Source organism: Burkholderia sp. COPS, assembly GCF_019425585.1.
Classification (GTDB): domain Bacteria; phylum Pseudomonadota; class Gammaproteobacteria; order Burkholderiales; family Burkholderiaceae; genus Burkholderia; species Burkholderia cepacia.
The window spans coordinates 174,827-200,436 of the sequence record NZ_WIXR01000018.1 but is presented as its reverse complement, the minus strand read 5'-3'; the positions used below and the strand labels follow the sequence as shown (position 1 = coordinate 200,436).

The window sequence follows — 25,610 nt, the reverse complement described above, 5'->3', positions numbered from 1 at the left end:
GAGAGAGCATGAACCCCTCGCCCACCGCGAGCGCCAGCCGCGCCGGCGGCCGCCGCTTTTTCGCCGATACATCCGTGTCCGCGCTCGTCGCCGGCTTCGTCGCGATGATGACCGGCTACACGAGCTCGCTCGTGCTGATGTTCCAGGCCGGCCGCGCCGCCCACCTCACCGATGCGCAGATCTCGTCGTGGATCTGGGCGCTGTCGATCGGCATGGCGCTGACGACGATCGGCCTGTCGCTGCGCTTTCGCGCGCCGGTGGTCGTCGCGTGGTCGACGCCCGGCGCCGCGCTGCTGATCGCGTCGCTGCCCGGCGTGCCCTACCCCGAGGCGATCGGCGCGTTCGTCGTGTGCGCGGTGCTGCTGACGGCCGTCGGCGTGAGCGGGCTGTTCGACACGCTGATGCGCAAGATTCCGGCCGGCATCGCCGCCGCCCTGCTCGCGGGCATCCTGTTCGAGATCGGCATCGAGATCTTCCGCGCCGCGCAGTTCCAGACCGCGCTCGTGCTCGCGATGTTCTTCACGTACCTGATCGTCAAGCGGCTCGCGCCGCGCTATGCGATCGTGACGACGCTGATCGTCGGCACGGCGGTGGCCGGCGGCCTCGGCCTGCTCGACTTCAGCGGCTTTCACATCGCGTTCGCGAAACCCGTGTTCACGATGCCGGCGTTCTCGATCGCGTCGATCGTCAGCATCGGCATTCCGCTGTTCGTCGTCGCGATGGCGTCGCAGAACGTGCCGGGCATCGCGGTGCTGCGCGCGGACGGTTATCGGACCCCGTCGTCGCCGCTGATCGCGACCACCGGCCTCGCATCGCTGCTGCTCGCGCCGTTCGGCTCGCACGGCGTGAACCTCGCGGCGATCACGGCCGCGATCTGCACGGGCCCGGAAGCGCACGAGGATCACGCGAAGCGTTACACGGCCGCCGTGTGGTGCGGCATGTTCTACCTGGTCGCCGGGGTCTTCGGCGCGACGATCGCCGCGCTGTTCGCGGCGCTGCCGAAGGCGCTCGTCGTGTCGGTCGCCGCGCTCGCGTTGTTCGGCTCGATCATGAGCGGCCTCGCGAACGCGATGCAGGACGTGAAGCAGCGCGAAGCCGCGCTCGTCACGTTCATGGTCACCGCGTCGGGCCTCACGCTGCTGTCGATCGGCTCGGCCTTCTGGGGGCTCGTCGCGGGCATCGTCACGCAGGTGATCCTGAACGCGCGCCGCCCCGCGTAATGCGGCACGGCGCTCGCCGGACATGCCAAAACGTGCTCGACGCGAATCGGGCCTAGAATGATGGCTTGGAAGCGGCGCCCGGCGCCGCTTCGCTTCGCCGCCGCGCTCGCGCGGCCCGTGAGAACCCGGCGCCCTGCGCCCTTCTTCCGAATCGCCATGACTACCGCACTCGACCAGCTGAAGCAGTACACGACCGTCGTCGCCGACACGGGCGATTTCCAGCAGCTTGCGCAATACCAGCCGCAGGACGCGACCACGAACCCTTCGCTGATCCTGAAGGCCGTCCAGAAGGACGCATACAAGCCGATCCTCGAGAAAACCGTCCGCGATCATCGCAACGAAAGCACCGACTTCATCATCGACCGCCTGCTGATCGCATTCGGCACCGAGATCCTGAAGCTGATCCCGGGCCGCGTGTCGACCGAGGTCGACGCGCGCCTGTCGTTCGACACCCAGCGCTCGATCGACAAGGGCCGCGAACTCATCAAGCGGTACGAAGCAGCCGGCATCGGCCGCGAGCGCATCCTGATCAAGCTCGCGTCGACGTGGGAAGGCATCCGCGCGGCCGAAGTGCTGCAGAAGGACGGGATCAAGTGCAACATGACCCTGCTTTTCTCGCTCGTGCAGGCCGCCGCCTGCGCGGAAGCCGGCGCGCAGCTGATCTCGCCGTTCGTCGGCCGCATCTACGACTGGTTCAAGAAGCAGGCCGGCGCGGAGTGGAATGAAGAGAAGGACGGTGGCGCGAACGATCCGGGCGTGCAGTCGGTGCGCCGCATCTACACGTACTACAAGACGTTCGGCTACAAGACCGAAGTGATGGGCGCGAGCTTCCGCACGACCAGCCAGATCACCGAACTCGCCGGCTGCGACCTGCTGACGATCAGTCCCGATTTGCTGCAGAAGCTGCAGGACAGCAACGAGACGGTCACGCGCAAGCTGTCGCCGGAAGCGCTGCACGACAAGCCCGCCGCGCGCGTCGCGATCGACGAGGCAGCGTTCCGCTTCCAGCTGAACGACGACGCGATGGCAACCGAAAAGCTCGCCGAAGGCATCCGCGTATTCGCCGCCGATGCGGTGAAGCTCGAGAAGCTGATCGACTCGCTGCGCTGAGCCGCGATACGCGTCAGCGGGGGTCAGTAACACTGACAACAGCCGTCAGCAGGCACGACGCACACGGCCGCGAACGTCATGTTCGCGGCCGTTTTTATTTTTCATTCCATCGTCAGGCACGCGCACTACAATCCACGTCACGGGTGCGGCGGCCGCCTCCCGATGCCCCCTTTTCCCGGTCAATCTTGTACGACGCCGAACCCGCGCAGATGCGCAGGCCGGCCCATCACAGGAGACAACGATGCAAGTTCAACCGTACCTGACGTTCTACGGTCGCGCCGACGAAGCCCTTCAGTTCTACGAAAAGGCGCTCGGTGCGAAGACGATGTTCAAGATGCACTTCAAGGACGCGCCGCCGAATCCCGACTACCCGATGGCGCCGGAGATGGCCGACAAGGTGATGCATGCGAGCTTCACGATCGGCGACTCGATGATCATGTGCTCGGACGGCGACTGCAGCCAGCCGGCAGGCGCCGCGCACGCCGGCTATTCGCTGTCGCTGAACCCGGAGACGGTCGAGGAAGGCCAGAAGCTGTTCAATGCGCTCGCCGACGGCGGCGAAGTGACGATGCCGTTCGGCAAGACGTTCTGGGCGCTCGGCTTCGGGATGGCCAAGGATCGCTTCGGCGTGCACTGGATGGTCAACGTCGAAGACCTGTCGCAGCGCGAGGATCTCGCGAAACGCGCGCAGGGCTGATGAAAAAAACGCCCGCCACCGAAAGGGGGCGGGCGTTTTCGTTACCGCGCGTCGTCCGTCTCAGCCTTCGACGACGTCGAGATAATCTTCCGGCCGCGTGCGATCCTCCGCATGCGCGATGCCCATCACGCGCACCAGCACGCTCACCGCCACCGCCACCACCAGGTTCACGATCAGCGACCACACGGCCGCGTAGCCGGGAATCGCGAGACCGAACAGGTGGATCGTGAAGATCGAACTCGCCAGCTTCAGCGAAACCGCCATCCACGTGCCGCAGATGATGCCGGCCGCCCAGCCGGCCAGCAGGCCGCGATGGTCGAGCACGCGCGTGTACAGGCCGAGCACGATCGCGGGCAGCGTCTGGATGATCCAGATCCCGCCGAGCAGCTGCAGCTGGATCGCGTAGGTCAGCGGCAGCCCGAGAATGAACGCCACCGCGCCGACCTTCACGATCAGCGACACGAGCTTCGCGACGTGCGTTTCCTGGTCGTGCGACATGTTGCGGTTCACGAACTCGCGGTGGATGTTGCGCGTATACAGGTTCGCGGCCGCGATCGACATGATGGCCGCCGGCACCAGCGCGCCGATGCCGATCGCCGCGAACGCGACGCCGACGAACCACGACGGGAAATACTCGAGGAACAGCGCGGGCACCGCGAAGTTCGGGCCGAACGCCTTGAAGTACGGCGCGTACTGCGGCATGTCCTTCACGCCCGCCGCAAGCGCCATGTAGCCGAGCAGCGCGAGCAGGCCGAGCACGAACGAGTACGCGGGCAGCATCGCCATGTTGCGGCGGATCGAGTTGCCGGACGACGACGACAGGATCGCCGTGACCGAGTGCGGATACAGGAACAACGCGAGCGCCGAGCCGATCGCGAGCGTCGCGTACGCGCTGTAGCCGTTCAGGCTCATCGCGTCGGGCGCCTTCAGCAGCAGCTTGGCCGGCGGCACGCTCGCGAAGATGTGTCCGAAGCCGCCGAGCTTGGCCGGGATCACGATGACCGCCGCGGCGATCGTGATGTAGATCAGGATGTCCTTGACGATCGCGATCATCGCGGGCGCGCGCAGGCCCGACGTGTACGTGTACGCGGCGAGGATCGCGAACGCGATGATCAGCGGCAGGTCGCCGACGAAGCCGGTCGTGTCGAAGCCGAGCGCGCCGATCACCACCTCGATGCCGACGAGCTGCAGCGCGATGTACGGCATCGTCGCGACGATGCCCGTCACCGCGATCGCGAGCGCGAGCATCCGGCTGCCGTAGCGCGCGTTGACGAAGTCGGCGGCCGTCACGTAGCCGTGCCGCTTCGCGATGCTCCACAGCTTCGGGAACACGACGAACGCGAAGGGATAGATCAGGATCGTATAGGGCAGTGCGAAGAAACCCATCGCGCCGGCGCCGAACACGAGCGCGGGCACCGCGACGAAGGTGTACGCCGTATAGAGGTCGCCGCCGAGCAGGAACCACGTGACGATCGTGCCGAAGCGGCGTCCGCCGAGGCCCCATTCGTCGAGATGGGCGAGATCGCCGCGCCGCCAGTTCGCGGCCAGGAAACCGATGATCGTGACGCCGATGAACAGCAGGACGAAGACGAAGGTTGCGCCGAGATTCATCGCGCACCTCCCTGCGGGCCGCTCGCCTTCCACGCGTTCTTGGTCTTGAAGTACACGAACGCGGTGATCACCGCGCTGATGAAGACCCAAAGCAGCTGGTACCAGTAGAAAAACGGAAAACCGAACATCTGCGGTTCGATCTTGCTGTACGACGGTACCCAGACCATCGCGATCAGCGGCAGTACCAGCAGCCAGAGCCAGCGCTTGGCGGCCCGGTTGGCGTCGGCATCGTGAGCCATGACGTCTCCTCTTCTTTCCCGGTTATCGATCTTGTTGAGCGGGTACGGCGCCGAGAGGAGCGCAAAACGGGTAGGCTGCGGCTCCCCTGGCTTCGCGCCAGTATAGGAGCCGCGAGCACGCGGTCAAGCGGGGGCGAACCCGATGTGATCCGCCCCTTGTCGCGTGGTTGCACCGGCCTGCCGCCGGTGCCTGAAGCATCAGATCGCGAACGAGGTATCGCGCGCGCCGGTCGTTTCTTTCAAAGCTTTCACCCACTTGCGTGCGGGCAGCTTCAGCGTGTCCTCGATCAGCTTCGCACGCGCGTCGAGCTGCGCGAACGACACGTCGAGCGCGGGGCCCGAGAACGCAATCGCGATCCGGTTGCCGTCATGCACTTCCGGCAGCGCGATGACGCGATGATCGAACGCCGCGTTCAGGTGCTTCATGTTGCGCACGAAGCTCGGATGGTCGCCGAACAGGTTGATCGTCGCGATGCCCGCGTCGGCAAGACAGCCGCGCACCGCACGGTAGAACGCGACGCTGTCGAGCACCGGGCCGCGCGCGGTCGCGTCGTACAGGTCGATCTGGATCGCGCCCGTCGTGCCGCGGTTGGCCGGGTCGTTGACGAAGTCCCATGCGTCGGCTTCATGCACCGCGAGACGTGCATCGTCGGGCGGCAGCGCGAACATCGTGCGCGCGGCGACGATCACGGCCGGGTTCAGCTCGACGGCCTCGACCTTCGCTTGCGGGAGGAAGCGGTGCGAGAACTTGGTCAGCGCGCCGGTGCCGAGCCCGAGCTGGACGATCCGCCCGGGCGTTTCGAGGAACAACAGCCACGCCATCATCTGCTGCGCGTATTCGAGCTCGATGTGCAACGGCTTCGAAATCCGCATCGCGCCCTGTACCCACTCGGTGCCGAAGTGCAGGAAGCGCACGCCGCCCTCTTCCGAGAACGTGACGGGCGCGAAGCGCGGCTTGCGCGGCGCTTCGAGCACGGGCACGTCGTCGTGTTCGTCGATGTCCGGGCGGCGCTTCACTCGCGGCGGCTGGAGTTTTTCGGAGCCGTTGTAGGCGGACGGCTTGCGATTCTTGAACGCGCGCGCCTCGGCGGACGCACGCTTGATCAGTCGGGTCATGATTGAATCTCGCTGGGTGACGCTGGTTTTAGCGGACGAGAGGATAGCATTGGCGGAGATTCTGCCGCCGGACGGACAGGTCTCCGGCGCTTTGGTGCCATTGCCTTCGTGTCACTTCATCGGCATCGCGCCGCTCGTTGGTGCGAAAGCAAGGCCTCGCCACCTGGCCGATTCCTTCGCATGCACCGTCCGTCACCCCAACGCACGAGCACGCTCGCACCGCTGCGGAAATTTTCCGTAATCCACGCATGCCGACGGCCGCATCAAACGGCCTGCCTGTCGCTCGTCACGGCGCCCGCGACACGCTATGCTTCGGCGTCGGCCACGCGCCGCGATGCCTTGAATCTTACGGATTACAAACAAAACGAGAGACCTCATGACACAAAAGGCACATCTGGCACACGCCAGCTACGCAGCCGCATTGACCGCTACCCTGCTGCTCGCAGCATGCGGTGGCGGCGGCGGTGGCGACAGCGGCACATCGAGTACGCCCGCCAGCAACCTCAGCACCGCCCAGCAGAACTACGAAAGCTTCGCGCTCGCCGGCAACGGCGGGCTGCACTACCTGCATGCGCAGCTGTCGATCTCCACATCGAGCAGCGGATCGGTAAGCGTCGGTCAGGGCAGCTATTTCTATACGGAAGATCAAAGCCTCGCGCAGAGTCCTTCCGGCGGACCGCAACTGTTGACGAAAGGCCTGTCGTCGGTCTCCGCATCGCTGCCCGTACCGACGGTTGCCGACCAGCGTTATGTCGTCAACGGTGCGATCGTGACGAGCACGCAGGAACAGGTGAGCTACAGTGGCGCGAACGTGCAACTGACGGATCTCGCCGCCGACGGCCACACGGCCGCGATGACGGTGCTCGGAACGAATTACACGGTCGTGCCGCTGTCCGGCGCGATCGCCAGCTCGCCAGCCGAACTGTTCAGCGACAGCGCGCTCGGCATCATCACGAATACGATCAACGGCACGTCGCTGTATAACAAGCAGGCGACATGGCAATCAGGCGCTGCTTACATGAAGGTCACGCGTCAGGTGGTCGGCGACACGGTGCTGACCGGTGACTGTGCCGCGCCGCAGACGACCGGCCCGACCCCGACGCCGTGCAGCGCGACGGCATCGACGCTGGAAGCGTTCTTTCCGTACACGAACGCGGCGGACAACAAGACCTACAACCTGAGTGACGGACAGATCGTCACGCTCGCGGGTGCCCGCGCGTGGGTCGCGAACGCGGCGCTCAATACGCCGATGGCCGAATATCGGGTCTTCTATCAGAACAACGGGCAGATCGACGTGGGCGCCGTGATCCGTGACGGCACGACGCTCGCGATCGCGCCGGCCGGCAGCACGACGCCGCAGAACTTCTACATCCTGCTGAACAGCGCGGCCATCCAGTCGGTGAAGACGGCGATCGCTTTCTGACGCGTCGTCATGTTCCGGGGGCGCGCCCGGCGATGCGAACGGTGCCGGACGATTCGTCGCCGTTCGCATGGAGGGACATGGATGTCGCCGTCGGCGCGCCGTGCGCAGATCGGAAATCGGCGCACAATACGACCAGGTGCCAGCCCGGCGTTGAGGAGGTCCCATGGCGTCGACCGACAAGAAGATCTGGTTTCCGGCGAAACGCTACGGCTGGGGATGGGGGTTGCCGGTCGCATGGCAAGGCTGGGTTGTCTTGCTGCTCTTCGTGATCGGGATCGTGGTGGTCGCGACGCACGTCTCGCCCGCCCAGTCACCGCTGGCATTCGCGGCTTGCATCGTGGTGTTGATCGCCGCGTTCACGGTCGTGTGCTGGCTGAAGGGCGAGAAGCCGAAATGGCGCTGGGGCAAGGGCGAGTAAGCGACGAGCCGTCGAATCGTCAGGCGCGAATCCCCCGCCACTGCGCGAGCTTCTGCTCGAACGACAACATCGCATTCGCCGGGCTCGACGAAGGTAGCACGAGCGTCTCGTACCCGGCCTGGCCGATCACGTCGGCGAACCGCCCTGCCGTCTTGCCGTTGAAGCACACGCGCTTCAGCAACGGCGCATGGTCCCGCAACGATTCGAAGTCGTTCGGCTTCGCATTCCGGATGGCCGAGTCGAGACTGCCTTTCCGATGGCACGCATCGAGGACGTCCCAGATGCCGATGCCATGCGAAAGCACGCACGCGAGCCGCGCATCGTACGGCAGTTCATGAAGCGTCGGCTCGCCGAGCACCGCCCCCAGCAACCGCCAGAACTGGTTGCGCGGATGCGCGTAATACTGCGCAGCATCGAGCGACGCCTCGCCCGGAAAGCTGCCGAGGATCATCGTGTGCGTATGCGGCCCGACGACCGGCGCAAACCCCTGCAGCATCACGCGTCTCCACGCGGCCCGACGGACCGGGGCCCGTCGCCGTGCGCATCGAGATGACGCCACAGCGCCGGCAGCATGCATTCGGTGACCATCAGCGGCTTGCCGTGACGCTGGAACACCGAACGCCGCGCGGCGAACGCATGCGGCGCGCGCGCGCCCGCGCCGAGCGCATGGCTCGCGAGCGCATACAGCGGATGGCCGGCGATCACGCGCCGGCTGACGAGCGCAGAACGTTCGACCTGCGGATCGCTGTACAGCAACTCGGCCAGCGGCCGCGTGCGCAGCCGCCGCATTGCCTGCCACACGCCCTTGCTGGCCGCGAGCGGCGCGATGCTGTGCGCGGCAACAAAAGGCGTGCCGTCGACCGACAGGATCACCTCGCGCACCCACATCGGCGCGCGCGGCGAACTGGCGAGCGCGTCCGGCTCGTCGAACCACGGGCAGTCGACGGCCTCGCGCGTCACGCGCACGCTCACGCGGCCGAGCCGCGCGAGGTGCGCGGTCAGCGAGCCGCCGCGCGTCAGCCAGTCGCGCTGGTCGAGCGTGCAGCCAGGCCGCGGCGTCTCGCGCCAGCCGGCCTGGCCGCCGTCGAATCGCAAGCGCGCGTTCACGCGGCGCGCGACAGCAGCAGCGCGTTGGTCCGCTTCACGAAGCTCGCCGGATCGTCCAGCATGCCGCCTTCGGCCAGCAGCGCCTGATCGAACAACAGATGGGCCCAGTCGCCGAAATCGGCGCTGTCGGCCTTCAGTTGCTTGACGAGCGCGTGCTCCGGGTTGATCTCGAGGATCGGCTGCATCGCCGGCGCATTCTGGCCGGCCGCCTTCAGCATCCGCTGCAGGTAGCCGCTCATGTCGTTGTCGTCGGCGACGAGGCACGACGGCGAATCGGTCAGGCGGAACGTGACGCGCACTTCCTTCACCTTGTCGCCGAGCGCTTCCTTCATCTTCTCGACGACGGGCTTGATCGCCTCGCCCGCTTCTTCCTGCGCCTTCTTCTCTTCGTCGTTCAGCTCGCCGAGATCGAGGTCGCCGCGCGCCACGCTCGCGAGCGGCTTGCCGTCGAATTCATGCAGGAACGACAGCATCCATTCGTCGACGCGGTCGGTCAGCAGCAGCACCTCGACACCCTTCTTGCGGAACACTTCGAGGTGCGGGCTGTTCTTCGCGGCCTGCCACGTATCGGCCGTCACGTAGTAGATCTTGCTCTGCTCGGGCTTCATGCGCGACACGTAGTCGGCGAGCGACACGTCCTGCGCGTCGGTGTCGCCGTGCGTCGACGCGAAGCGCAGCAGCTTCGCGATGCGCTCGCGGTTCGCGTGATCCTCGCCGAGGCCTTCCTTCAGCACCTGGCCGAACGCGCCCCAGAACGTCTTGTACTTCTCCTTGCCGGCATCCTCTTCCGCGTTCGCGAGTTCCTCGAGCATCGACAGCGCGCGCTTGGTCACGCCTTCGCGGATCGCCTTCACGTCGCGGCTTTCCTGCAGGATTTCACGCGACACGTTCAGCGGCAGGTCGGCCGAATCGACGACGCCCTTCACGAAGCGCAGGTATTGCGGCAGCAGCTGCTCGGCGTCGTCCATGATGAACACGCGCTTCACGTACAGCTTCAGGCCGCCGCGGTAGTCGCGGTTCCACAGGTCGAACGGCGCGTGCGCCGGCACGAACAGCAGCTGCGTGTATTCGCTGCGGCCCTCGACGCGGTTGTGGGTCCACGTGAGCGGATCCTGGTGGTCGTGCGCGATGTGCTGGTAGAACTGCGTGTACTGCTCGTCGGTGACGTCGCCCTTCGAACGCGTCCACAGCGCGCTCGCCTGGTTGACGGTCTCGTCCTCGTCCTTCAGGACCATCTCGCCCTTTTCCTGATCCCACTCTTCCTTCTGCATCAGGATCGGCAGCGCGATGTGATCGGAATACTTCTGGATGATCGACTTCAGGCGGTGCGACGACAGCAGCTCGTCCTCGCCTTCGCGCAGGTGCAGCGTGATCGTCGTGCCGCGCTGCGCGCGCTCGATCGCATCGATCGTGAAGTCGCCCTCGCCCGCGCTTTCCCAGCGCACGGCTTCGTTCGCCGGCACGCCCGCGCGGCGCGTCTCGACGGTGATCTTGTCCGCGACGATGAAGCCCGAGTAGAAACCGACGCCGAACTGGCCGATCAGCGCCGCGTCCTTCTGCTGGTCGCCGGACAGCTTCGTGAAGAATTCCTTGGTGCCCGAACGCGCGATCGTGCCGAGGTTTGCGATCGCCTCGTCGCGGCTCATGCCGATGCCGTTGTCCTCGATCGTGATCGTGCGTGCGGCCTTGTCGAAGCCGATGCGGATGCGCAGGTTCGGATCGTTCTCGTACAGCGCGTTGTCCGCGAGCGCCTCGAAACGCAGCTTGTCGGCCGCGTCGGACGCGTTCGACACCAGTTCGCGCAGGAAGATTTCCTTGTTGCTGTAGAGCGAATGGATCATCAGGTGGAGAAGTTGCTTGACCTCTGCCTGGAAGCTCATCGTTTCATGTGCCATGGATGCTGTTTCCTCTTACTTGAACTTGAATGGTGTAGCGCAGCCCGGCGCGCGATGCCGGACGACCCTGGAGGGCCACCGCCTGGCGCAAGCGGTTTGCGCGCGTATCTGGGGATCGCACGCCCGATTTCAAGGGCCGGCGTGCGGCGCCCGGTTACGACGCGCGGCGTACGGCCGAATCGATATAGCGCGACAGCAGCCCCGGCAGCGCCGGATCGCCGCAGTTCGCGACGTTGAAGCGCATCCACGTCGACGGCGATTGCTGCGGCGAGAACAGGCTGCCCGGCGTCAGCAGAAAGCCGGCCTCGTGCGCGACCGCCGCGAGCGCGTCGGAGTCGACACCCGTGTCGGCCCACAGGAACATCCCGGCCGCCGGCATCGTGAAGAGGCCGAGCCCGGTGCGCTCGAGCATCCGCGCGGTCTTGTCGCGCACGCCGTCGAGCCGCGCGCGCAGCCGCTCGACGTGGCGCCGGTAATGCCCTTCGGTCAGGATCTTGTAGAGCACGCGCTCGTTGAGCTCGGGCGTCGTCATCCCGACCAGCATCTTCTGGTCGGTGACCGCCTTCGCGATCTCCGGCGCGCACGCGACATAGCCGACCCGCAGGTTCGCCGCGAGCGTCTTCGAATAGCTGCCGAGGTAGATCACGCGCTTCAGCTGGTCGAGGCTCGCGAGGCGCGTGGCCGGATAGCTCGGCGGGCACAGGTCGCCGTACACGTCGTCCTCGACGACGAGGAAGTCGTACGCCTCCGCGAGCTTCAGGATCCGGAACGCCTGCGCGGCCGACAGCGACGTGCCGGTCGGGTTCTGCAGCACCGAGTTGATCACGAGCATCTTCGGCCGCCACATCTGCACCAGCGTCTCGAGCGCGTCGAGATCGGGGCCGTCCGGCGTGTAAGGCATCCCGACGAGTTGCGCGCCCTGCGCCGCGAAACGCCCGAACATCTGGAACCAGGCCGGATCGCCGACGATCACCGCGTCGCCGGGCCGCATGTAGATCCGCGAAATCAGGTCGATCGCCTGCGTGATCCCCGAGACGAGCACGATCTGCTCGGGTTTCGCGCCGATCTCGACTTCGGCGAGGCGCGTCTGCAGTTGTTGGCGCAGCGGCAGGAAGCCCTGCGCGGTGCCGAAGCCGAGCATCTGCGCGCCGGACTGGCGCCCGAGCGCGCGCAGCGCACCGGTAATCAGTTCGCCGTCGAGCCAGCGGCCCGGCAGATAACCGAGACCCGGCCCCTTTTCCGGGCTGACGGTGTGCAGCATGTTGCGCAGCAGCCAGACGACGTCGATCGTGTTGTGCACCGGCGCGGCCTCGGCCACGCGCGCAACGCTGTCGGCCGGCTGCGGGCCGGCGGCCGTGCGCTCGCGCACGTAGAAACCCGAGCCGCGCCGCGAGTCGAGATAACCCTGCGCGACGAGCCGCTCATAGGCCTCGACGACGGTGAAGCGCGATACGCTCTTGTCGAGCGCGAGCTTGCGGATCGACGGCATCCGCATGCCGGGCCGGAACACGCGTTCGTCGATACGCCGCCGCGCCCACTGGACCAGCTGGTCGACGAGTGTGAGCGTGGCCGTATCGTGCGGCACGGGAATCTGGGCGAGTGGAACGGTGGACATGGGCGGCAGCTCCAACTGTACCGAAGGGTATCGCGCCGATTGTACCGTTACTGTGCCGGTAGCGACGATTACAGTTGACCGAATCGGCGACCATGCGGCCGCCGTTCCGGCACCGCCGCACCCGGCACCGCGTCCACCGGCCCGCATCGCGGCCGGTACGCCGGCCGGGCCGGCCACCGCCCGGCGCCTCGCCTGCCCACCATGACACTTTCGCTTCCCGACCGACGTTCATGCCAGCCCGCTCCCTGACACTCGACCATCTCGTGATCGCCGCGCGCACGCTCGACGAAGGCGTACGCCATGTCGCCGACGCGCTCGGCATCGAACCGGCCGGCGGCGGCCGCCACCCGCTGATGCGAACCCACAATGCGCTGTTCGGCGCGTGGGGCGGGCTGTACCTCGAGGTGATCGCGATCGACCCCGACGCGCCGGCGCCGAACGACGGCGCCGAGCCGCCGCGCGCGCGGCTGTTCGCGCTGGACGAACCGGCCATGCACGCGCGGCTCGCGCAAGGCCCGTTTCTCGCGCACTGGGTCGCGCGCGTCGACCGGCCGCGCCAGCTCGCGCTGTGGCAGCGCCAGTACCCGGCACGCATCGCGCCGGTCGTCGCGATGCGGCGCGGCGACCTGAGCTGGGGCCTCACCGTGCCCGACGACGGCGCGTTCCCCGCGTGGCAAGGCGCGGGCGACGGCCTCGTGCCGTCGCTGATCCAGTGGGACAGCACGCGCCACCCGTCCGAATCGCTGCCGGGCGACGGCGTCGCGCTGAAGGCGCTCAAGGGCGTCCACCCGCGCGCGGACGCGATCCGCGAGCAGCTCGACTGGCTCGGCGCCGCCCACCTGCTCGACCTCGAAGCCGCCGACGGCCCGCCCGCGCTCGTCGCCGAGTTCGACACGCCGCAGGGCCCGCGCACGCTGCGCTGAGCCCCCCCGCCGCCCCGCCCCTACCCAATACCGGCAACACGGAGACACCCATCCCATGAATTCGCGCGAAACCCGAGGCATGCTGCTCGGCCTCATCGGCGTCATGATCTTCAGCCTGACGCTGCCGATGACGCGGATCGTCGTCTCCGAACTCCATCCGCTGCTCAACGGGCTCGGCCGCGCGCTCGCCGCCGCGGTACCGGCCGGCCTGCTGCTGTGGTGGCGCCGCGAGCCGCTGCCGACCCGCGCGCAACTGAAAAGCCTCGCGATCACGTCGGCGGGCGTGATCATCGCGTATCCGGTGTTCTCCGCATGGGCGATGAAATCGGTACCGGCGTCGCACGGCGCGGTGGTCAACGGCCTCCAGCCGCTGTTCGTTGCGCTGTACGCGGCATGGCTGTCGCACGAGCGGCCGTCGAAGGCGTTCTGGGCCAGCGCGGTGGCCGGCAGCGCACTCGTGATCGCGTTCGCGCTGCGCGACGGCGGCGGCACCGTGCAGGCCGGCGACGCGCTGATGCTCGTCGCGGTCGGCATCGGCGCGCTCGGCTATGCGGAAGGCGCGCGCCTCGCGCGCCAGATCGGCGGCTGGCAGGTGATCTGCTGGGCGCTCGTCGTGTCCGCGCCGTTCCTCGTGCTGCCGGTCGGCTGGCTCGCATGGATGCAGCATGCCGCGCATCCGGGCCCGCTCGCCCTGCGCACGTGGCTCGCCTTCGGCTACGTGACCCTCTTTTCGCAGTTCATCGGCTTTTTCGCGTGGTACGCGGGGCTCGCGATGGGCGGCATCGCGCGCGTGGGCCAAGTGCAACTGCTGCAGATTTTCTTCACGATCGCCTTTTCCGCGCTGCTGTTCGGCGAAACGGTCACGTCGTCCACGTGGCTGTTCGCGGCCGCGGTGATCGCCACCGTGGTGCTCGGGCGCCGCTCGGCGGTCGCCACCGCCGCGCAACCGGCTCGCGCCGGCTGAACAGGTGCGCCATAATGGACGTTTTGCCTGATCGGTTTTGCCCACCCGGCCGCGAAGGCTCGATCGCGCTCGCGCATGCCCACACGGCAGCGTCGAAGCGATTTGCCCGAACGACCTTTCTTGACTGACCACGATATCCGAACGAGGAGACTATGAATCCGAGCGACCTGCATCCGCCGCACTGGCAGCTTTCCGAACGCGCCCGCAAGCTGACGAGCTCTGCGATCCGCGAAATCCTGAAGGTCACGGAACGCCCCGAGGTCATCTCGTTCGCCGGCGGCCTGCCCGCCCCCGCGACGTTCCCGGCCGAACGCATGCGCGCCGCCGCCGATCGCGTGCTGCGCGACGCGCCGGCCGCCGCGCTCCAGTACAGCGCGACCGAAGGCTACCTGCCGCTGCGCGAATGGATCGCCGAGCGCTACAGCGTGCGCGTGTCGCAGGTGCTAATCACGACCGGCTCGCAGCAGGCGCTCGACCTGCTCGGCAAGGCGCTCGTCGATCCGGGCAGCCCGATCCTCGTCGAAACCCCGACCTACCTCGGCGCACTGCAGTCGTTCTCGCTGTACGAGCCGCGCTACGTGCAGGTGCCGACCGACGAACAGGGCCTGCTGCCGGAAGGCCTGACGCCGGAACTCACGCAAGGCGCGCGCCTGCTGTACGCGCAGCCGAACTTCCAGAACCCGACCGGCCGCCGCCTGCCCGTCGAGCGCCGCCGCGCGCTCGCCGCGTTCGCGCAGTCGAGCCCGTTCCCGGTGCTGGAAGACGATCCGTACGGCGCGCTGAACTACCGTGGCGAGCCGCTGCCGACGATGCTGTCGATGGCGCCCGACCATATCGTGCACCTCGGCACGTTCTCGAAGGTGCTCGCGCCGGGCCTGCGGATCGGCTACATCATTGCGCCCGAGGAACTCCACTTCAAGCTCGTGCAGGCCAAGCAGGCCACCGACCTGCACACGCCGACGCTCACGCAGCGCATCGCGCACGAAGTGATCAAGGACGGTTTCCTCGACGAGCACATCCCGACGATCCGCGAGCTGTACAGCGCGCAGTGCGACGCGATGCTCGGCTCGCTCGAGCGCCACATGCCGGAAGGCGTCACGTGGAACCGGCCGGAAGGCGGGATGTTCATCTGGGTGAACCTGCCCGCGCAGATCGACAGCATGAAGCTGCTCGCGGCGGCCGTCGACAACCACGTCGCCTTCGTGCCGGGCGCGCCGTTCTTCGCGGACAACGCGCAGCAGAACACGCTGCGCCTGTCGTTCGTGACGGTGCCGCCCGAGAAGATCGAGGAAGGCGTCGCTCGCCTCGGCAAGCTGCTGCGCGAGCGCCTCTGATCCCCTTTTTCCTGTCACGACTCTCTACGAGGAATCGAATCCATGGCTAACGTCTACGACAAGCTGAAGTCGCTCGGCATCGAGCTCCCGACCGCCGGCGCACCGGCCGCCGCCTACGTGATGAGCGCGCAAAGCGGCAATACGGTCTACCTGTCGGGCCACATCGCGAAGAAGGACGGCAAGGTCTGGGCCGGCAAGCTCGGCGCGGATCTTCAGACGGAAGACGGCAAGGCGGCCGCGCGCTCGATCGCGATCGACCTGCTCGCGACGCTGCACGCGCACACCGGCGACCTGAACAAGGTCACGCGCATCGTCAAGCTGATGAGCCTCGTCAACTCGACGCTCGACTTCACCGAACAGCACGTCGTGACGAACGGCGCGTCGGAACTGATCGCCGAAGTGTTCGGCGACGCGGGCAAGCACGCACGCTCGGCTTTCGGCGTCGCGCAGATCCCGCTCGGCGCGTGCGTCGAGATCGAGCTGATCGCCGAAGTTGCGTAACGGGCGCAACACAGTGCCCGGCCGTCTCGTCCGCTTCAAGCAGGTCGACGTGTTCACGTCGGTGCCGTTCAAGGGCAACGCGCTCGCCGTGGTGTTCGACGCCGATTCGCTCGGCGACGACGCCATGCTCGAGATCGCCCGCTGGACGAACCTGTCGGAAACCACGTTCGTCTGCACGCCGACCGATCCGGAAGCCGACTACCGCGTCCGGATCTTCACGACGGCCGGTGAACTGCCGTTCGCCGGCCACCCGACGCTCGGCACCGCGCATGCGTTCCTCGAAAGCGGCGCGCGGCCGCGTACGCCGGGCCGGCTGATCCAGCAATGCGGGGTCGGCCTGGTTGCGCTGCGCGAGCAGGCCGACGGCTGGGCGTTCGCCGCGCCGCCGGCCCGCGTCACGCCGCTCGACCGTTCGGACTACGCGGCGCTGGCGGCCGCGCTGCGCAGCGACGCGATCGACCTGGAAGCCGAGCCGTGCGCGGTCGACAACGGCGCGCCGTGGCTGGTCGTGCGGCTGAAGTCGGCCGACGCATGCATCGGCCTGTCGCCCGATCCGGCCGCGCTGGAGGCGCTCACGCACCGTTACGGCATGGACGGCCTCGCCGTCTACGCCCCGCACGCCGAAGGCGGCCCCGCGACGTTCGAAATCCGCTGCCTGATGACGGGCGGCAACTTCGGCTTCGGCGAGGACCCCGTCACCGGCAGCGCAAACGCCGCGCTGGCCGGGCTGCTGACACGGCAGGAGCGCCGCCCCGGCCCGTCGTATACGGCCCGCCAGGGTACGGCGATAGGCCGCGACGGCCGCATCTTCGTCAGCTATGCCGAAGACGGCACCACCTGGATCGGCGGCGACGTCGTCACGGTCGTCGACGGCACCTTCCTGTCACCCGTGTGACATTTCGCGATGTGCGATGGCGCCGGCCCGCCCGGCGCCCCCTACGCTTCGCCCAACTATCGCAAAAACGTTCCAGCCAGTAATATCGGGCCTAATCCGTTGTTTCGGAGGTCTGTCCATGGTTGCGTGTCCCGCGAACGAACAGACGTCGGGACAACCCGAACCATAGCCAGCCATCCTGACGGATGGCGCACGCGCGCAGGACGCCACCCTCTTCGATGAGCTCCGCCCGGCCCAACCACACGCCGCCGACCCGGCCGCTTCGCGCGCCGCGCAAATCGCGCCGGCGGGCGCTATTTGCGATCCCGCTGCTCGGGATGCTGGCGCTTGCGCTGCTGTGGGCCGTGATCATCGCGCGTCTCTCGGTGGAAAAGGACAGCGCATACAAGGAGGCGGCGGCTTCCGCGGCGATACTGTCCTCCGCGCTCGAGCAGCATACGGTCAAGGCGATCCACCAGGTCGACCAGATCACCCGCTTCGTCAAGTTCGAATTCGAGAAGTCCCCCGCGCGCTTCAACCTCGCGAGCGCCGTCGAGAAAGGCGTCGTGCCGAGCGACACGCTGATCCAGGTATCGCTCGTCAACGCGAAGGGCATCCTGTTCGCGAACACGGCCGAGCTGCATCCGCAGCCGATCAACCTGTCCGACCGCGAGCACTTCAAGGTCCACCTCGCGCACAACGACGACCGCCTCTTCATCAGCAAGCCCGTGCTCGGCCGCGTGTCGAGCCACTGGACGCTGCAGATGACACGCCGCCTGAACAACCCGGACGGCAGCTTCGCGGGCATCGTCGTCGTGTCGGAAGACCCGAGCTACTTCACGAACGACTTCTACAACAACGCGGCGATCGGCAAGGAAGGCGTGATCGCGGTCGTGTCCGATACGGGCGGCGTGCTCGCGCGGCGCACGGGCTCGGTCAGCAATGCGCCGGGCGCGTTTTCGGCGTCGGGCGTCTACCCGATCGCCGAGCGCGTGACGGGCACGATCATCGACCCGATCGACGGCGTGACGCGCATCGTGTCGTACCGCCACCTCGACGGCTACCCGCTCGCGGTGATGGTCGGGCTGTCGCAGACCGAGGAGTACGCGGACTACTACCACACGCGCAACGTCTACCTGCTGATGACGAGCTTCATCACGCTCGCGATGCTCGCGTTCTTCGGCGTCGCGACGGGGCTGATCGGCAAGCTGCTCGGCCGCGAGCGGGAAATGACGCAGCTCGCCGAATACGACCTACTCACCGGCCTCGCGAACCGCTATGCGACGCTGCGCGGGCTGCGCAACGACGTGTCGATGCCGACGAGCCTGTCGCGGCTCGGGCTCTTGTTCATCGACCTCGACAACTTCAAGACCGTCAACGACACGCTCGGCCACAACGCCGGCGACATCGTGCTGCAGATGACCGCGTCGCGCCTGGCCGATGCGGTCGGCGACGAAGGCTCGCTCGCGCGGATCGGCGGCGACGAGTTCGTCGTCGTGATGAAGGGCGACGACGTCGAGCGGCGCGCGGTGCGGCTCGCGGAAGCGATCATCCGGATGTTCAGCGAACCGTTCGACGTGCGCGGCAGCTCGTTCGTGCTGCACGCGAGCATCGGCATCGCGCTGCACACGGTCGCGAACGAAAGCGAGATCGACCTGCTGAAGAAGGCCGATCTCGCGATGTACAGCGCGAAGGACGCCGGCAAGAACTGCTACCAGTTCTACGCGCCGCACCTGTCGCACCGCGCCGACCACCTGATGCGCTGGGAACAGCAACTCCGCGTCGCGCTCGCCGAGGGGCAGCTGTTCCTCGCGTACCAGCCGAAGATCGACCTCACGCACCGCCACATCACCGGCTTCGAGGCGCTCGCGCGCTGGGATCACCCCGAGCACGGGATCATCTCCGCGAACGAATTCATTTCGATTGCCGAATCGACCGGCCTGATCGTGCCGATCGGCGACTTCGTGATCCGCACCGCGTGCGAGCAGATCGCGCGCTGGCGCGACGAGGGCCACGATACGCTGACGCTCGCGGTCAACATCTCGCCGGTGCAGTTCTGGCGCGGCGACCTGATCGAGACGATCTCGAGCACGCTGCAGGAAACCGGCATCGACGCGAACCGGCTCGAAATCGAGATCACCGAAACCGCGATGATGGAATATCCGGAGCTCGTGTCCGAGAAGATCGTCGCACTGAAGAAACTCGGCATCCGGATCGCACTCGACGATTTCGGCACCGGCTATTCGTCGCTGTCGTACCTGCACCGCTTCTCCGTCGACACGCTGAAGGTCGACCGCTCGTTCGTGCAGGCGATCCCGAACGATCGCAGCGTGTGCGTGATGGTGTCGTCGATCGTGCATCTCGCGCGCTCGCTCGGGCTGACCGTCGTCGTCGAGGGCACGGAAACCGAGGAGCAGATCACGTGGCTGTCCGCACTCGGCGAAATCGAGGCGCAGGGCTTCCTGTTCTCGCGGCCGGTGCCGGCCGACGCGATTCCCGCGCTGATCGCACGCTTCGGCGTGCGCAGCGATTCACCGAACGTGATCGCACACCGCGCGACGGGCAGCACGGGCGCGTAAGCGCACCGTAGCCGTGGCGGGCGTTGCGTGCACCGTCATCGTTTCGTTTTCCGATCCAATTGTTTAGTTCATGAACTAGCGTTTTCGCTCATGGCCGTGTCACGATACGCGGCGGACAATCGGGAGGGGCAACGTGTCGGCGGGCCGCCGGCATGGCCATACGCGAGAGATCGGGCCCCGAGCCCATACCACCAAGATGACAACCGTCGAAATCGAAGCGACCGCTGATGTCGAACAGGCACAGGCTTCCCTGTGGGACCTGTTCAAGGTCGTTGCCAGCATTTCGGCGGTCTCGTGGGGCGGGCTTTCCATGATGGCGCAGCTCGAACGCCACTACGTGGAGCGGCTGCGGCGCATCGAGCCTCACGTATTCGGCGATCTCGTCGCGCTGGCCTGGCTCGTGCCGGGCCCCGTAGGCTGCAACGTGGCGATACAGGTCGGCCAGATACTGCACGGCCGCGTCGGCGCATGGGTTGCCGGCATCGCGAGCGTGCTGCCCTTCTCCATCCTGATGACGCTGTTCGCGATCTTCTATCGCACGCCGTTCGTGCGCTCGCTGGCGGCGCCGATGCTGATCAATCACTTCGGGATGGTGCTCGCCGCGCTGATCGGCGTCACCTGGGTCAAGCAGCTGCGCTCGCTCGCGCGCACACGGCGCGAACAGCTGATCGCCGCGCTGTCGACGATTCTGCTTGCTTTCGCGCATAATCCGGCCGCTTTCGTCGGGATTCTTTTCGCCGCGTTCGCGGCGGGCTGGCTGACCGGGCCGCCCCAGCGCGACGCGGTCGATTTCACGCTATCGGCCCGCGACCGCAACCTGCTCGTGCTGCTCGGCGTGCTCGTCACGCTGTTCGCGGTGCCGCTGCCCGGCGATTACCAGGCGACGCTGCTGTGGCCGCGCCTCGCCGGCGCCGGCATGACGCTGTTCGGCGGCGGCTTTTCCGCGCTGCCCGTGCTCAAGACGCTGTTCGTCACGCCGGCAACGGGCATCTCCGATCACGACTTCACGCTTGCGTTCGCGCTGTCGCCCGTCGCGCCCGGGCCGCTGCTGAACGTCGTGCCGTTTCTCGGCTACCTGACCGACGGCTGGGTGGGCGCGCTGCTCGCAACGGCCGCGCTGTTCATTCCGTCGGGCTGCCTCGTCGTGTTTGCGCAGAACCATCTGTCCCGGCTCAAGCGCCATTCGCGTTTCGAGCACGGGATGCGCCTGCTGCGCGCGGCGACCACCGGTTTTCTCGTCGTCGCGGTCGTGAGGATCCTGCACCGCGAACCGGCCGACCCCGTTTACTGGCTGACGGGCGCCTTCGCGATACTTTGCTTCGCGCGCTTCAAGGTGCCCGTCTATGCCGTGTACGGCACGGTCGCGGTTGCGTGCGGCGTGTGGCTGTGGGCCGCCGCGCGCTGACGGGCGGCAGCGGCCGCCCCGTCGGCCTTGACCGGCATTCGCCCGTCCTCAACCCGCCTGCACCGCGACCCGGCGTGCCATCCAGCGGGCGCGCAGCGCGTCGTACGCAAGGTTGAAGCCGAACGTGTAGGGCAGGAAGAACAGCACGATACCGAGGTCGAGCAGCAGCGCCTCGACGAGGCTCACGTTCAGCCACCACGCGGCAACCGGCACCACCAGCACGACGAGGCCGAGCTCGAACAAGGCCGCATGCGCGATCCGCATGCCGAGCGTGCGCGACAGCCCCGCGCGTCGCTCGACGCGGTCGAACAGCGTATTGAACGCCATGTTCCACGCCATCGCGATCAGCGACACCATCACCGTCAGCACACCGACGTGCGACACCGGCATGTCGAGCAGCCACGCGCCGAGCGGCGCGCACAGCGCGATCGCGACCAGCTCGAACGTCAGTGCATGCAGCAACCGTTCCGTCACCGTTTTGTTGACCTGTTTCATGATTCCCTCCGATTCGTCTGCTTCGTTGATGGCCGCCATTTTGATCGGCACAACCGTATGAATCCAGTTTGATATCATCGGTTTTACCGATATAACGCCATCAGGAGCGCCGCATGCGCCACGCCCCCGAAGCCCTGCTCGCATTCGCCGAAGCCGCGCTGCTCGGCTCGTTCACGGCCGCCGCGCGCAAGCTCGGCAAGCGCCAGTCGACCGTGTCGGAGGCGATCGCGAACCTCGAGATCGATCTCGGCGTGCAGTTGTTCGACCGCTCGACGCGCGCGCCGACGCTGACCGACGCCGGGCGGACACTGCTGCCGCAGGTGCAGCGCGCACTCGAGGCCGGCGCGGCAATCGACCGCACGGCCGCGCGGCTCGCGCGCGGCGAGGAAGCGCGGCTGACGCTCGTCGTGTCCGATACGTACCAGTCGAAGCGCTACGAGGAAACGTTGACGGCGCTCGAGCGGCGCTTTCCCGCACTCGAGTTCGAATGCCAGATCGCCGAGCACGACGACGTGCTCGACCTGATCCAGCAGGGACGCGCGCAGCTCGGGCTGATGGCCGCGCGCGCGGCCTACCCGGCCGACATCGGCGCGGCGACGATCGCGGAGGAATCGGAGATCGGGCTGTTCGTCGGCCGCATGCACGCGCTCGCCGAATACGGCGACGCCGACGTGCCGCACGCCGCGCTGCGCGACGTGCGCGAACTGCGCCTCAATACCTATGTGAAAACGGAAGGCCGCGGCACCGGCGACCGGATCGTCGTCGGCACGCACCACTGGCTGGCACCGAGCTACCTGATGCTGCTGGAGATGGCCGTGCAGGGGTTCGGCTGGGCCGAACTGCCGCGCTGGATGGTCGACCACTTCGCGCGCGATCGCCTGTGCGAACTGCGTGCGCGCGGCTGGCCGCGCCGCGTGCGGGTCGATGCGGTCTGGTCGCGCAACCGGCCGCTCGGCCCGGTCGGCTCGTGGCTGCTCGATGCGATGCTGGCCGCGTAGCGACGCAGGCCGATGCGCCGGCGGCCGCGCGCCGGCCGGCACCGGCAGGTCAGAAGCCGCGCGACAACACCGCCGCGCCGATCGTCACGACGCCGAGCACGAGGTTCACGAGGACGAGCAGGCGCACCGTATTCACCGCGCGCGCGCCATCCGGCCACTTCTGCGCCTGCACCGCACGACGGATGCGCGGGAACAGTGCGAACCGGATATGCCCGAAGATCAGCATCATCACGACGCCGAGCCCGGCCATTGCATGCAGCGACCACGTTGCGTGCGCGCCGCCGAATTCCACGAGCAGGAAGCCGCCGGACAGCAGGATCACGATCACGGCACCCGACACCCAGTTGAAGAAGCGGCCGAACACGCCTTCGATCAGCGGCAACCGAAGCTGCGGCGACAGGTCGGACAGCGCCGGACGCAGGCAGAAGTTGGCGAAGACCATCCCGCCCACCCACACGGCGACGGCCAGCAGATGAAGAAACAGCGCGACGGAGACAGCATGGGACATGACGGCAATCCTGTGAGGAGTGGGGTACGGCGAACGGCCGCGTCGCACGCGGCATCGAGCGACGTTCGACCGGATTGTCGCCGCCCGGTTCAGACCCCAGGCGCAATTTCACACTATTTTGCAAGTTCCGCGTGACAGCGCCACGCTTGCTTACCCGAATCCCCGCTCAAAAAGAACAGGCCGCACGCCCGCCGATGCGGAGGTGCGGCCTTCGATCACGGCCGAACCGGCCGATCGATCGTGCGTCGCGTCAGCCGAGCAGCGGACGCAGCTCGTTGACGACCTTGAGCTTCGTCTCCGGTGCGCGGCCCTTGCGTGCGCGCTTGCCGACGTGCGGCGCCAGCCCCGCATACGACAGCGTCTCGTCCTGCGCCTTGCCGCCGCGGCCGGTACCGATCAGCACGACGCCGGCCGGATCGATCGCGAGCGCCTGAACGAGCGTTTCCTTGTCGTCGAGCGCCATCAGGATCACGCCGCGACCGCCGCCCGACAGCGTCTTCATCTCGTCCATCCCGAACACCAGCAGGCGGCCGCCGCTCGACAGGCACGCGACCTGCGTCGCGTTCGGCAGCACCGGCATCGGCGCGAGCGGCACCGCGCCCGCATCGATGGTCATGAACGACTTGCCGGCCTTCACGCGGCTCACCATGTCGCCGACCTTCGCGAGGAAGCCGAAACCGTTGCTCGACGCGAGCAGCAGTTGCTGGTCAGCCGGCGCCGCGTAGTAGTGCATCAGGTGCGAGCCCGACTCGAGCTCGATCAGCGACGTGACCGGCACGCCGTCACCGCGCCCGCCCGGCAGCACCGACACGTCGACCGAGTACACGCGGCCGCTGCTGCCCCACGCGATCAGGCGGTCCGGCGTGCGGCACTGGAACGCCGCGTACAGATGGTCGCCGGCCTTGAACGTGAAACCTGCCGGGTCGAGCCCGTGGCCCTTCAGCGCACGCACCCAGCCCTTCTGCGACACGACCACCGTCACCGGTTCGTCGACCACCTTCGCCTCGAACGTCGCGCGCTTTTCCTGCTGGATCAGCGTGCGGCGATCGTCGCCGTACTGCTTCGCGTCGGCCTCGATCTCCTTGATCATCAGCCGCTTCATCGCGTTTTCGTTCGCGAGCAGCTCCTCGAGCTTCGCCTTCTCGTCGCGCAGCGCTTCGAGTTCCTTCTCGATCTTGATCTTCTCGAGCCGCGCGAGCTGGCGCAGCCGGATTTCGAGAATGTCTTCCGCCTGCCGTTCGCTGAGGCCGAACGCGCTCATCAGCGCGGCCTTCGGCTCGTCCGACTCGCGGATGATGCGGATCACCTCGTCGATGTTCAGGAAGACGATCATCCGCCCTTCGAGGATGTGGATGCGGTCGTCGACCTTCGCGAGACGATGGCGGCAACGGCGCGTCATCGTCAGCTGGCGGAACTTCACCCATTCGTCGAGGATCGTCAGCAGCCCCTTCTGGCCCGGCCGGCCATCGGCGCCGATCATCACCAGGTTCAGCGTCGCATTCGACTCGAGGCTCGTGTACGCGAGCAGCGTGTTCACGAATTCCGTCTGGTCGATCGTGCGCGACTTCGGCTCGAACACGAGCCGCACCGCCGCTTCCTTGCCCGACTCGTCGCGCACCGCGTCGAGCAGGTCGAGCATCGCTTTCTTCGTGTTGAGCTGCTCGGGCGTGAGCGTCTTCTTGCCGAGCTTGAGCTTCGGGTTCGTCAGCTCCTCGATTTCCTCGAGCACCTTCTGGCCCGACGTGTTCGGCGGCAGCTCGGTGACGACCAGTTGCCACTGGCCGCGCGCGAGATCCTCGATCTTCCAGCGCGCGCGCACCTTCAGGCTGCCACGGCCGGTTTCATAGGCCGCCGCGATTTCCGTGTCGCTCGAGATGATCTGGCCGCCGCCCGGGAAATCCGGGCCGGGGATCAGGTTCATCAGCTCCGCGTGCGAGAGCTTCGGATTGCGGATCAACGCGACCGCCGCCGCCGCGACCTCGCGCAGGTTGTGCGACGGGATTTCGGTGGCGAGGCCGACCGCGATACCCGACGCGCCGTTCAGCAGCACGAACGGCATGCGGCTCGGCAGCGTCTTCGGCTCCTCGAACGAGCCGTCGTAGTTCGGCATGAAGTCGACCGTGCCCTGGTCGATCTCGTCGAGCAGCAGCTTCGAGATCGGCGTGAGCCGCGCTTCGGTGTATCGCATCGCCGCCGCGCCGTCGCCGTCGCGCGAGCCGAAGTTGCCCTGCCCGTCGATCAGCGGATAGCGCAGCGAGAAATCCTGCGCGAGACGCACGAGCGCGTCGTACGCCGACTGGTCGCCGTGCGGGTGGTATTTACCGAGCACGTCGCCCACGACGCGCGCCGACTTCACCGGCTTCGCGTCCGGGCCGAGGCCCATTTCGTTCATCGCGAACAGGATCCGGCGCTGCACCGGCTTCTGGCCGTCGCACACGTCGGGCAGCGCGCGGCTCTTCACGACGCTGACCGCGTAGCTGAGATACGCCTGCTCCGCGTAGTTGCCGAGCGTCAGCGCATCGCTCTCCGGCGCGCCGGAGTCGGCAAAGAGATCGGAGGTGTTGTCGTCCATCTGAAT

Annotated in this window: 23 protein-coding genes; 13 read left to right on the top strand and 10 right to left on the bottom strand. The window is 67.2% G+C overall.

All coding sequences use genetic code 11. The features are described 5' to 3' along the window. The first annotated feature begins 8 nt into the window (after positions 1 to 8). From FOZ70_RS18425 to FOZ70_RS18415, 3 genes are all read left to right on the top strand, one after another. The gene (locus FOZ70_RS18425; RefSeq protein ID WP_059710047.1) at positions 9 to 1,220 is read left to right on the top strand and encodes a benzoate/H(+) symporter BenE family transporter; all 1,212 of its coding nucleotides are present in this window, start codon (positions 9 to 11) and stop codon (positions 1,218 to 1,220) included. A 156-nt stretch (positions 1,221 to 1,376) separates the two neighbouring features. Next, complete coding sequence (gene tal, locus FOZ70_RS18420; protein ID WP_219706400.1) at positions 1,377 to 2,330, top strand: transaldolase; 954 nt, start codon at positions 1,377 to 1,379, stop codon at positions 2,328 to 2,330. 241 nt (positions 2,331 to 2,571) lie between these two features. Then, the gene (locus FOZ70_RS18415) at positions 2,572 to 3,027 is read left to right on the top strand and encodes a VOC family protein (protein ID WP_059486351.1); all 456 of its coding nucleotides are present in this window, start codon (positions 2,572 to 2,574) and stop codon (positions 3,025 to 3,027) included. Between the two features lie 60 nt (positions 3,028 to 3,087). On the opposite strand, the gene FOZ70_RS18410 is transcribed toward FOZ70_RS18415, so the two are convergent. The 3 genes from FOZ70_RS18410 to FOZ70_RS18400 all read right to left on the bottom strand — a co-directional run bounded on the left by FOZ70_RS18410 (position 3,088) and on the right by FOZ70_RS18400 (position 5,993). Then, entirely contained in the window at positions 3,088 to 4,638 is a 1,551-nt protein-coding gene (locus tag FOZ70_RS18410; protein ID WP_059590638.1) for a sodium:solute symporter family protein, read from the bottom strand. Further along, a complete protein-coding gene (locus tag FOZ70_RS18405) occupies positions 4,635 to 4,877 on the bottom strand; it encodes a DUF3311 domain-containing protein (protein ID WP_021158552.1) in 243 nt (80 codons plus the stop codon). The genes FOZ70_RS18410 and FOZ70_RS18405 overlap by 4 nt, the downstream gene beginning before the upstream one ends. Before the next feature lie 198 nt (positions 4,878 to 5,075). Then, the gene (locus tag FOZ70_RS18400; RefSeq protein ID WP_021158551.1) at positions 5,076 to 5,993 is read right to left on the bottom strand and encodes a spermidine synthase-like protein; all 918 of its coding nucleotides are present in this window, start codon (positions 5,991 to 5,993) and stop codon (positions 5,076 to 5,078) included. Between the two features lie 376 nt (positions 5,994 to 6,369). Between FOZ70_RS18400 and FOZ70_RS18395 the strand changes: the two genes are divergently transcribed. Together FOZ70_RS18395 and FOZ70_RS18390 are read left to right on the top strand one after the other, a co-directional pair. Next, entirely contained in the window at positions 6,370 to 7,416 is a 1,047-nt protein-coding gene (locus FOZ70_RS18395; RefSeq protein ID WP_219706399.1) for a hypothetical protein, read from the top strand. A gap of 163 nt (positions 7,417 to 7,579) precedes the next feature. Then, positions 7,580 to 7,834 (top strand): hypothetical protein, encoded by a 255-nt coding sequence (locus tag FOZ70_RS18390; RefSeq protein WP_219706398.1) that lies wholly within the window; start codon positions 7,580 to 7,582, stop codon positions 7,832 to 7,834. 19 nt (positions 7,835 to 7,853) lie between these two features. Here FOZ70_RS18390 and FOZ70_RS18385 read toward each other — a convergent pair whose 3' ends face one another. The 4 genes from FOZ70_RS18385 to FOZ70_RS18370 form a co-directional block, all read right to left on the bottom strand. Beyond that, positions 7,854 to 8,330, bottom strand: a complete 477-nt coding sequence (locus tag FOZ70_RS18385; RefSeq protein WP_059486344.1) for a DNA-deoxyinosine glycosylase — start codon at positions 8,328 to 8,330, stop codon at positions 7,854 to 7,856. Next, the gene (locus FOZ70_RS18380) at positions 8,330 to 8,929 is read right to left on the bottom strand and encodes a chorismate lyase (protein ID WP_042974122.1); all 600 of its coding nucleotides are present in this window, start codon (positions 8,927 to 8,929) and stop codon (positions 8,330 to 8,332) included. The genes FOZ70_RS18385 and FOZ70_RS18380 overlap by 1 nt, the downstream gene beginning before the upstream one ends. An 8-nt stretch (positions 8,930 to 8,937) precedes the next feature. Continuing rightward, a complete protein-coding gene (gene htpG / locus FOZ70_RS18375; RefSeq protein WP_059590634.1) occupies positions 8,938 to 10,836 on the bottom strand; it encodes a molecular chaperone HtpG in 1,899 nt (632 codons plus the stop codon). 154 nt (positions 10,837 to 10,990) lie between these two features. Next, entirely contained in the window at positions 10,991 to 12,451 is a 1,461-nt protein-coding gene (locus FOZ70_RS18370) for a PLP-dependent aminotransferase family protein (protein ID WP_021158544.1), read from the bottom strand. A gap of 230 nt (positions 12,452 to 12,681) precedes the next feature. On the opposite strand from FOZ70_RS18370, the gene FOZ70_RS18365 reads away from it, so the two are divergent. The 7 genes from FOZ70_RS18365 to FOZ70_RS18335 all read left to right on the top strand — a co-directional run bounded on the left by FOZ70_RS18365 (position 12,682) and on the right by FOZ70_RS18335 (position 21,031). Further along, complete coding sequence (locus FOZ70_RS18365) at positions 12,682 to 13,374, top strand: VOC family protein (protein WP_060221355.1); 693 nt, start codon at positions 12,682 to 12,684, stop codon at positions 13,372 to 13,374. Positions 13,375 to 13,429: 55 nt separating this feature from the next. Beyond that, the gene (locus FOZ70_RS18360; RefSeq protein WP_021158543.1) at positions 13,430 to 14,338 is read left to right on the top strand and encodes a DMT family transporter; all 909 of its coding nucleotides are present in this window, start codon (positions 13,430 to 13,432) and stop codon (positions 14,336 to 14,338) included. A gap of 152 nt (positions 14,339 to 14,490) precedes the next feature. Further along, entirely contained in the window at positions 14,491 to 15,672 is a 1,182-nt protein-coding gene (locus FOZ70_RS18355) for a PLP-dependent aminotransferase family protein (protein ID WP_021158541.1), read from the top strand. Between the two features lie 42 nt (positions 15,673 to 15,714). Next, positions 15,715 to 16,173: a RidA family protein gene (locus tag FOZ70_RS18350; protein ID WP_006478174.1), complete on the top strand. Its 459-nt coding sequence runs from the start codon at positions 15,715 to 15,717 to the stop codon at positions 16,171 to 16,173. A gap of 13 nt (positions 16,174 to 16,186) precedes the next feature. Further along, complete coding sequence (locus FOZ70_RS18345) at positions 16,187 to 17,068, top strand: PhzF family phenazine biosynthesis protein (RefSeq protein WP_021158540.1); 882 nt, start codon at positions 16,187 to 16,189, stop codon at positions 17,066 to 17,068. A 218-nt stretch (positions 17,069 to 17,286) separates the two neighbouring features. After that, complete coding sequence (locus tag FOZ70_RS18340) at positions 17,287 to 19,626, top strand: EAL domain-containing protein (RefSeq protein WP_021158538.1); 2,340 nt, start codon at positions 17,287 to 17,289, stop codon at positions 19,624 to 19,626. 196 nt (positions 19,627 to 19,822) lie between these two features. Beyond that, on the top strand, positions 19,823 to 21,031 hold the full coding sequence (locus FOZ70_RS18335) for a chromate transporter (protein ID WP_059497731.1): 1,209 nt from the start codon (positions 19,823 to 19,825) through the stop codon (positions 21,029 to 21,031). A 48-nt stretch (positions 21,032 to 21,079) separates the two neighbouring features. On the opposite strand, the gene FOZ70_RS18330 is transcribed toward FOZ70_RS18335, so the two are convergent. Next, positions 21,080 to 21,526 (bottom strand): multidrug/biocide efflux PACE transporter, encoded by a 447-nt coding sequence (locus FOZ70_RS18330; RefSeq protein ID WP_042974119.1) that lies wholly within the window; start codon positions 21,524 to 21,526, stop codon positions 21,080 to 21,082. A 113-nt stretch (positions 21,527 to 21,639) separates the two neighbouring features. On the opposite strand from FOZ70_RS18330, the gene FOZ70_RS18325 reads away from it, so the two are divergent. Then, positions 21,640 to 22,524, top strand: a complete 885-nt coding sequence (locus FOZ70_RS18325) for a LysR family transcriptional regulator (RefSeq protein WP_059486338.1) — start codon at positions 21,640 to 21,642, stop codon at positions 22,522 to 22,524. Positions 22,525 to 22,573: 49 nt separating this feature from the next. Here the strand turns inward: FOZ70_RS18325 and FOZ70_RS18320 are convergent, their stop codons facing one another. Beyond that, the gene (locus FOZ70_RS18320) at positions 22,574 to 23,032 is read right to left on the bottom strand and encodes a CopD family protein (protein ID WP_021158534.1); all 459 of its coding nucleotides are present in this window, start codon (positions 23,030 to 23,032) and stop codon (positions 22,574 to 22,576) included. A gap of 250 nt (positions 23,033 to 23,282) precedes the next feature. Beyond that, positions 23,283 to 25,604: a DNA topoisomerase IV subunit A gene (gene parC, locus FOZ70_RS18315; protein ID WP_021158533.1), complete on the bottom strand. Its 2,322-nt coding sequence runs from the start codon at positions 25,602 to 25,604 to the stop codon at positions 23,283 to 23,285. Between the last annotated feature and the right edge of the window lie 6 nt (positions 25,605 to 25,610).

What these genes read in the sequence shown, in the direction of transcription:
- FOZ70_RS18425 (WP_059710047.1), top strand. Translation starts at nt 9, where the DNA reads ATGAACCCCTCGCCCACCGCGAGCGCCAGCCGCGCCGGCGGCCGCCGC.
- tal (WP_219706400.1), top strand. Translation starts at nt 1,377, where the DNA reads ATGACTACCGCACTCGACCAGCTGAAGCAGTACACGACCGTCGTCGCC.
- FOZ70_RS18415 (WP_059486351.1), top strand. Translation starts at nt 2,572, where the DNA reads ATGCAAGTTCAACCGTACCTGACGTTCTACGGTCGCGCCGACGAAGCC.
- FOZ70_RS18410 (WP_059590638.1), bottom strand. Translation starts at nt 4,638, where the DNA reads ATGAATCTCGGCGCAACCTTCGTCTTCGTCCTGCTGTTCATCGGCGTC.
- FOZ70_RS18405 (WP_021158552.1), bottom strand. Translation starts at nt 4,877, where the DNA reads ATGGCTCACGATGCCGACGCCAACCGGGCCGCCAAGCGCTGGCTCTGG.
- FOZ70_RS18400 (WP_021158551.1), bottom strand. Translation starts at nt 5,993, where the DNA reads ATGACCCGACTGATCAAGCGTGCGTCCGCCGAGGCGCGCGCGTTCAAG.
- FOZ70_RS18395 (WP_219706399.1), top strand. Translation starts at nt 6,370, where the DNA reads ATGACACAAAAGGCACATCTGGCACACGCCAGCTACGCAGCCGCATTG.
- FOZ70_RS18390 (WP_219706398.1), top strand. Translation starts at nt 7,580, where the DNA reads ATGGCGTCGACCGACAAGAAGATCTGGTTTCCGGCGAAACGCTACGGC.
- FOZ70_RS18385 (WP_059486344.1), bottom strand. Translation starts at nt 8,330, where the DNA reads ATGCTGCAGGGGTTTGCGCCGGTCGTCGGGCCGCATACGCACACGATG.
- htpG (WP_059590634.1), bottom strand. Translation starts at nt 10,836, where the DNA reads ATGGCACATGAAACGATGAGCTTCCAGGCAGAGGTCAAGCAACTTCTC.
- FOZ70_RS18370 (WP_021158544.1), bottom strand. Translation starts at nt 12,451, where the DNA reads ATGTCCACCGTTCCACTCGCCCAGATTCCCGTGCCGCACGATACGGCC.
- FOZ70_RS18365 (WP_060221355.1), top strand. Translation starts at nt 12,682, where the DNA reads ATGCCAGCCCGCTCCCTGACACTCGACCATCTCGTGATCGCCGCGCGC.
- FOZ70_RS18360 (WP_021158543.1), top strand. Translation starts at nt 13,430, where the DNA reads ATGAATTCGCGCGAAACCCGAGGCATGCTGCTCGGCCTCATCGGCGTC.
- FOZ70_RS18355 (WP_021158541.1), top strand. Translation starts at nt 14,491, where the DNA reads ATGAATCCGAGCGACCTGCATCCGCCGCACTGGCAGCTTTCCGAACGC.
- FOZ70_RS18350 (WP_006478174.1), top strand. Translation starts at nt 15,715, where the DNA reads ATGGCTAACGTCTACGACAAGCTGAAGTCGCTCGGCATCGAGCTCCCG.
- FOZ70_RS18340 (WP_021158538.1), top strand. Translation starts at nt 17,287, where the DNA reads ATGAGCTCCGCCCGGCCCAACCACACGCCGCCGACCCGGCCGCTTCGC.
- FOZ70_RS18335 (WP_059497731.1), top strand. Translation starts at nt 19,823, where the DNA reads ATGACAACCGTCGAAATCGAAGCGACCGCTGATGTCGAACAGGCACAG.
- FOZ70_RS18330 (WP_042974119.1), bottom strand. Translation starts at nt 21,526, where the DNA reads ATGAAACAGGTCAACAAAACGGTGACGGAACGGTTGCTGCATGCACTG.
- FOZ70_RS18325 (WP_059486338.1), top strand. Translation starts at nt 21,640, where the DNA reads ATGCGCCACGCCCCCGAAGCCCTGCTCGCATTCGCCGAAGCCGCGCTG.
- FOZ70_RS18320 (WP_021158534.1), bottom strand. Translation starts at nt 23,032, where the DNA reads ATGTCCCATGCTGTCTCCGTCGCGCTGTTTCTTCATCTGCTGGCCGTC.
- parC (WP_021158533.1), bottom strand. Translation starts at nt 25,604, where the DNA reads ATGGACGACAACACCTCCGATCTCTTTGCCGACTCCGGCGCGCCGGAG.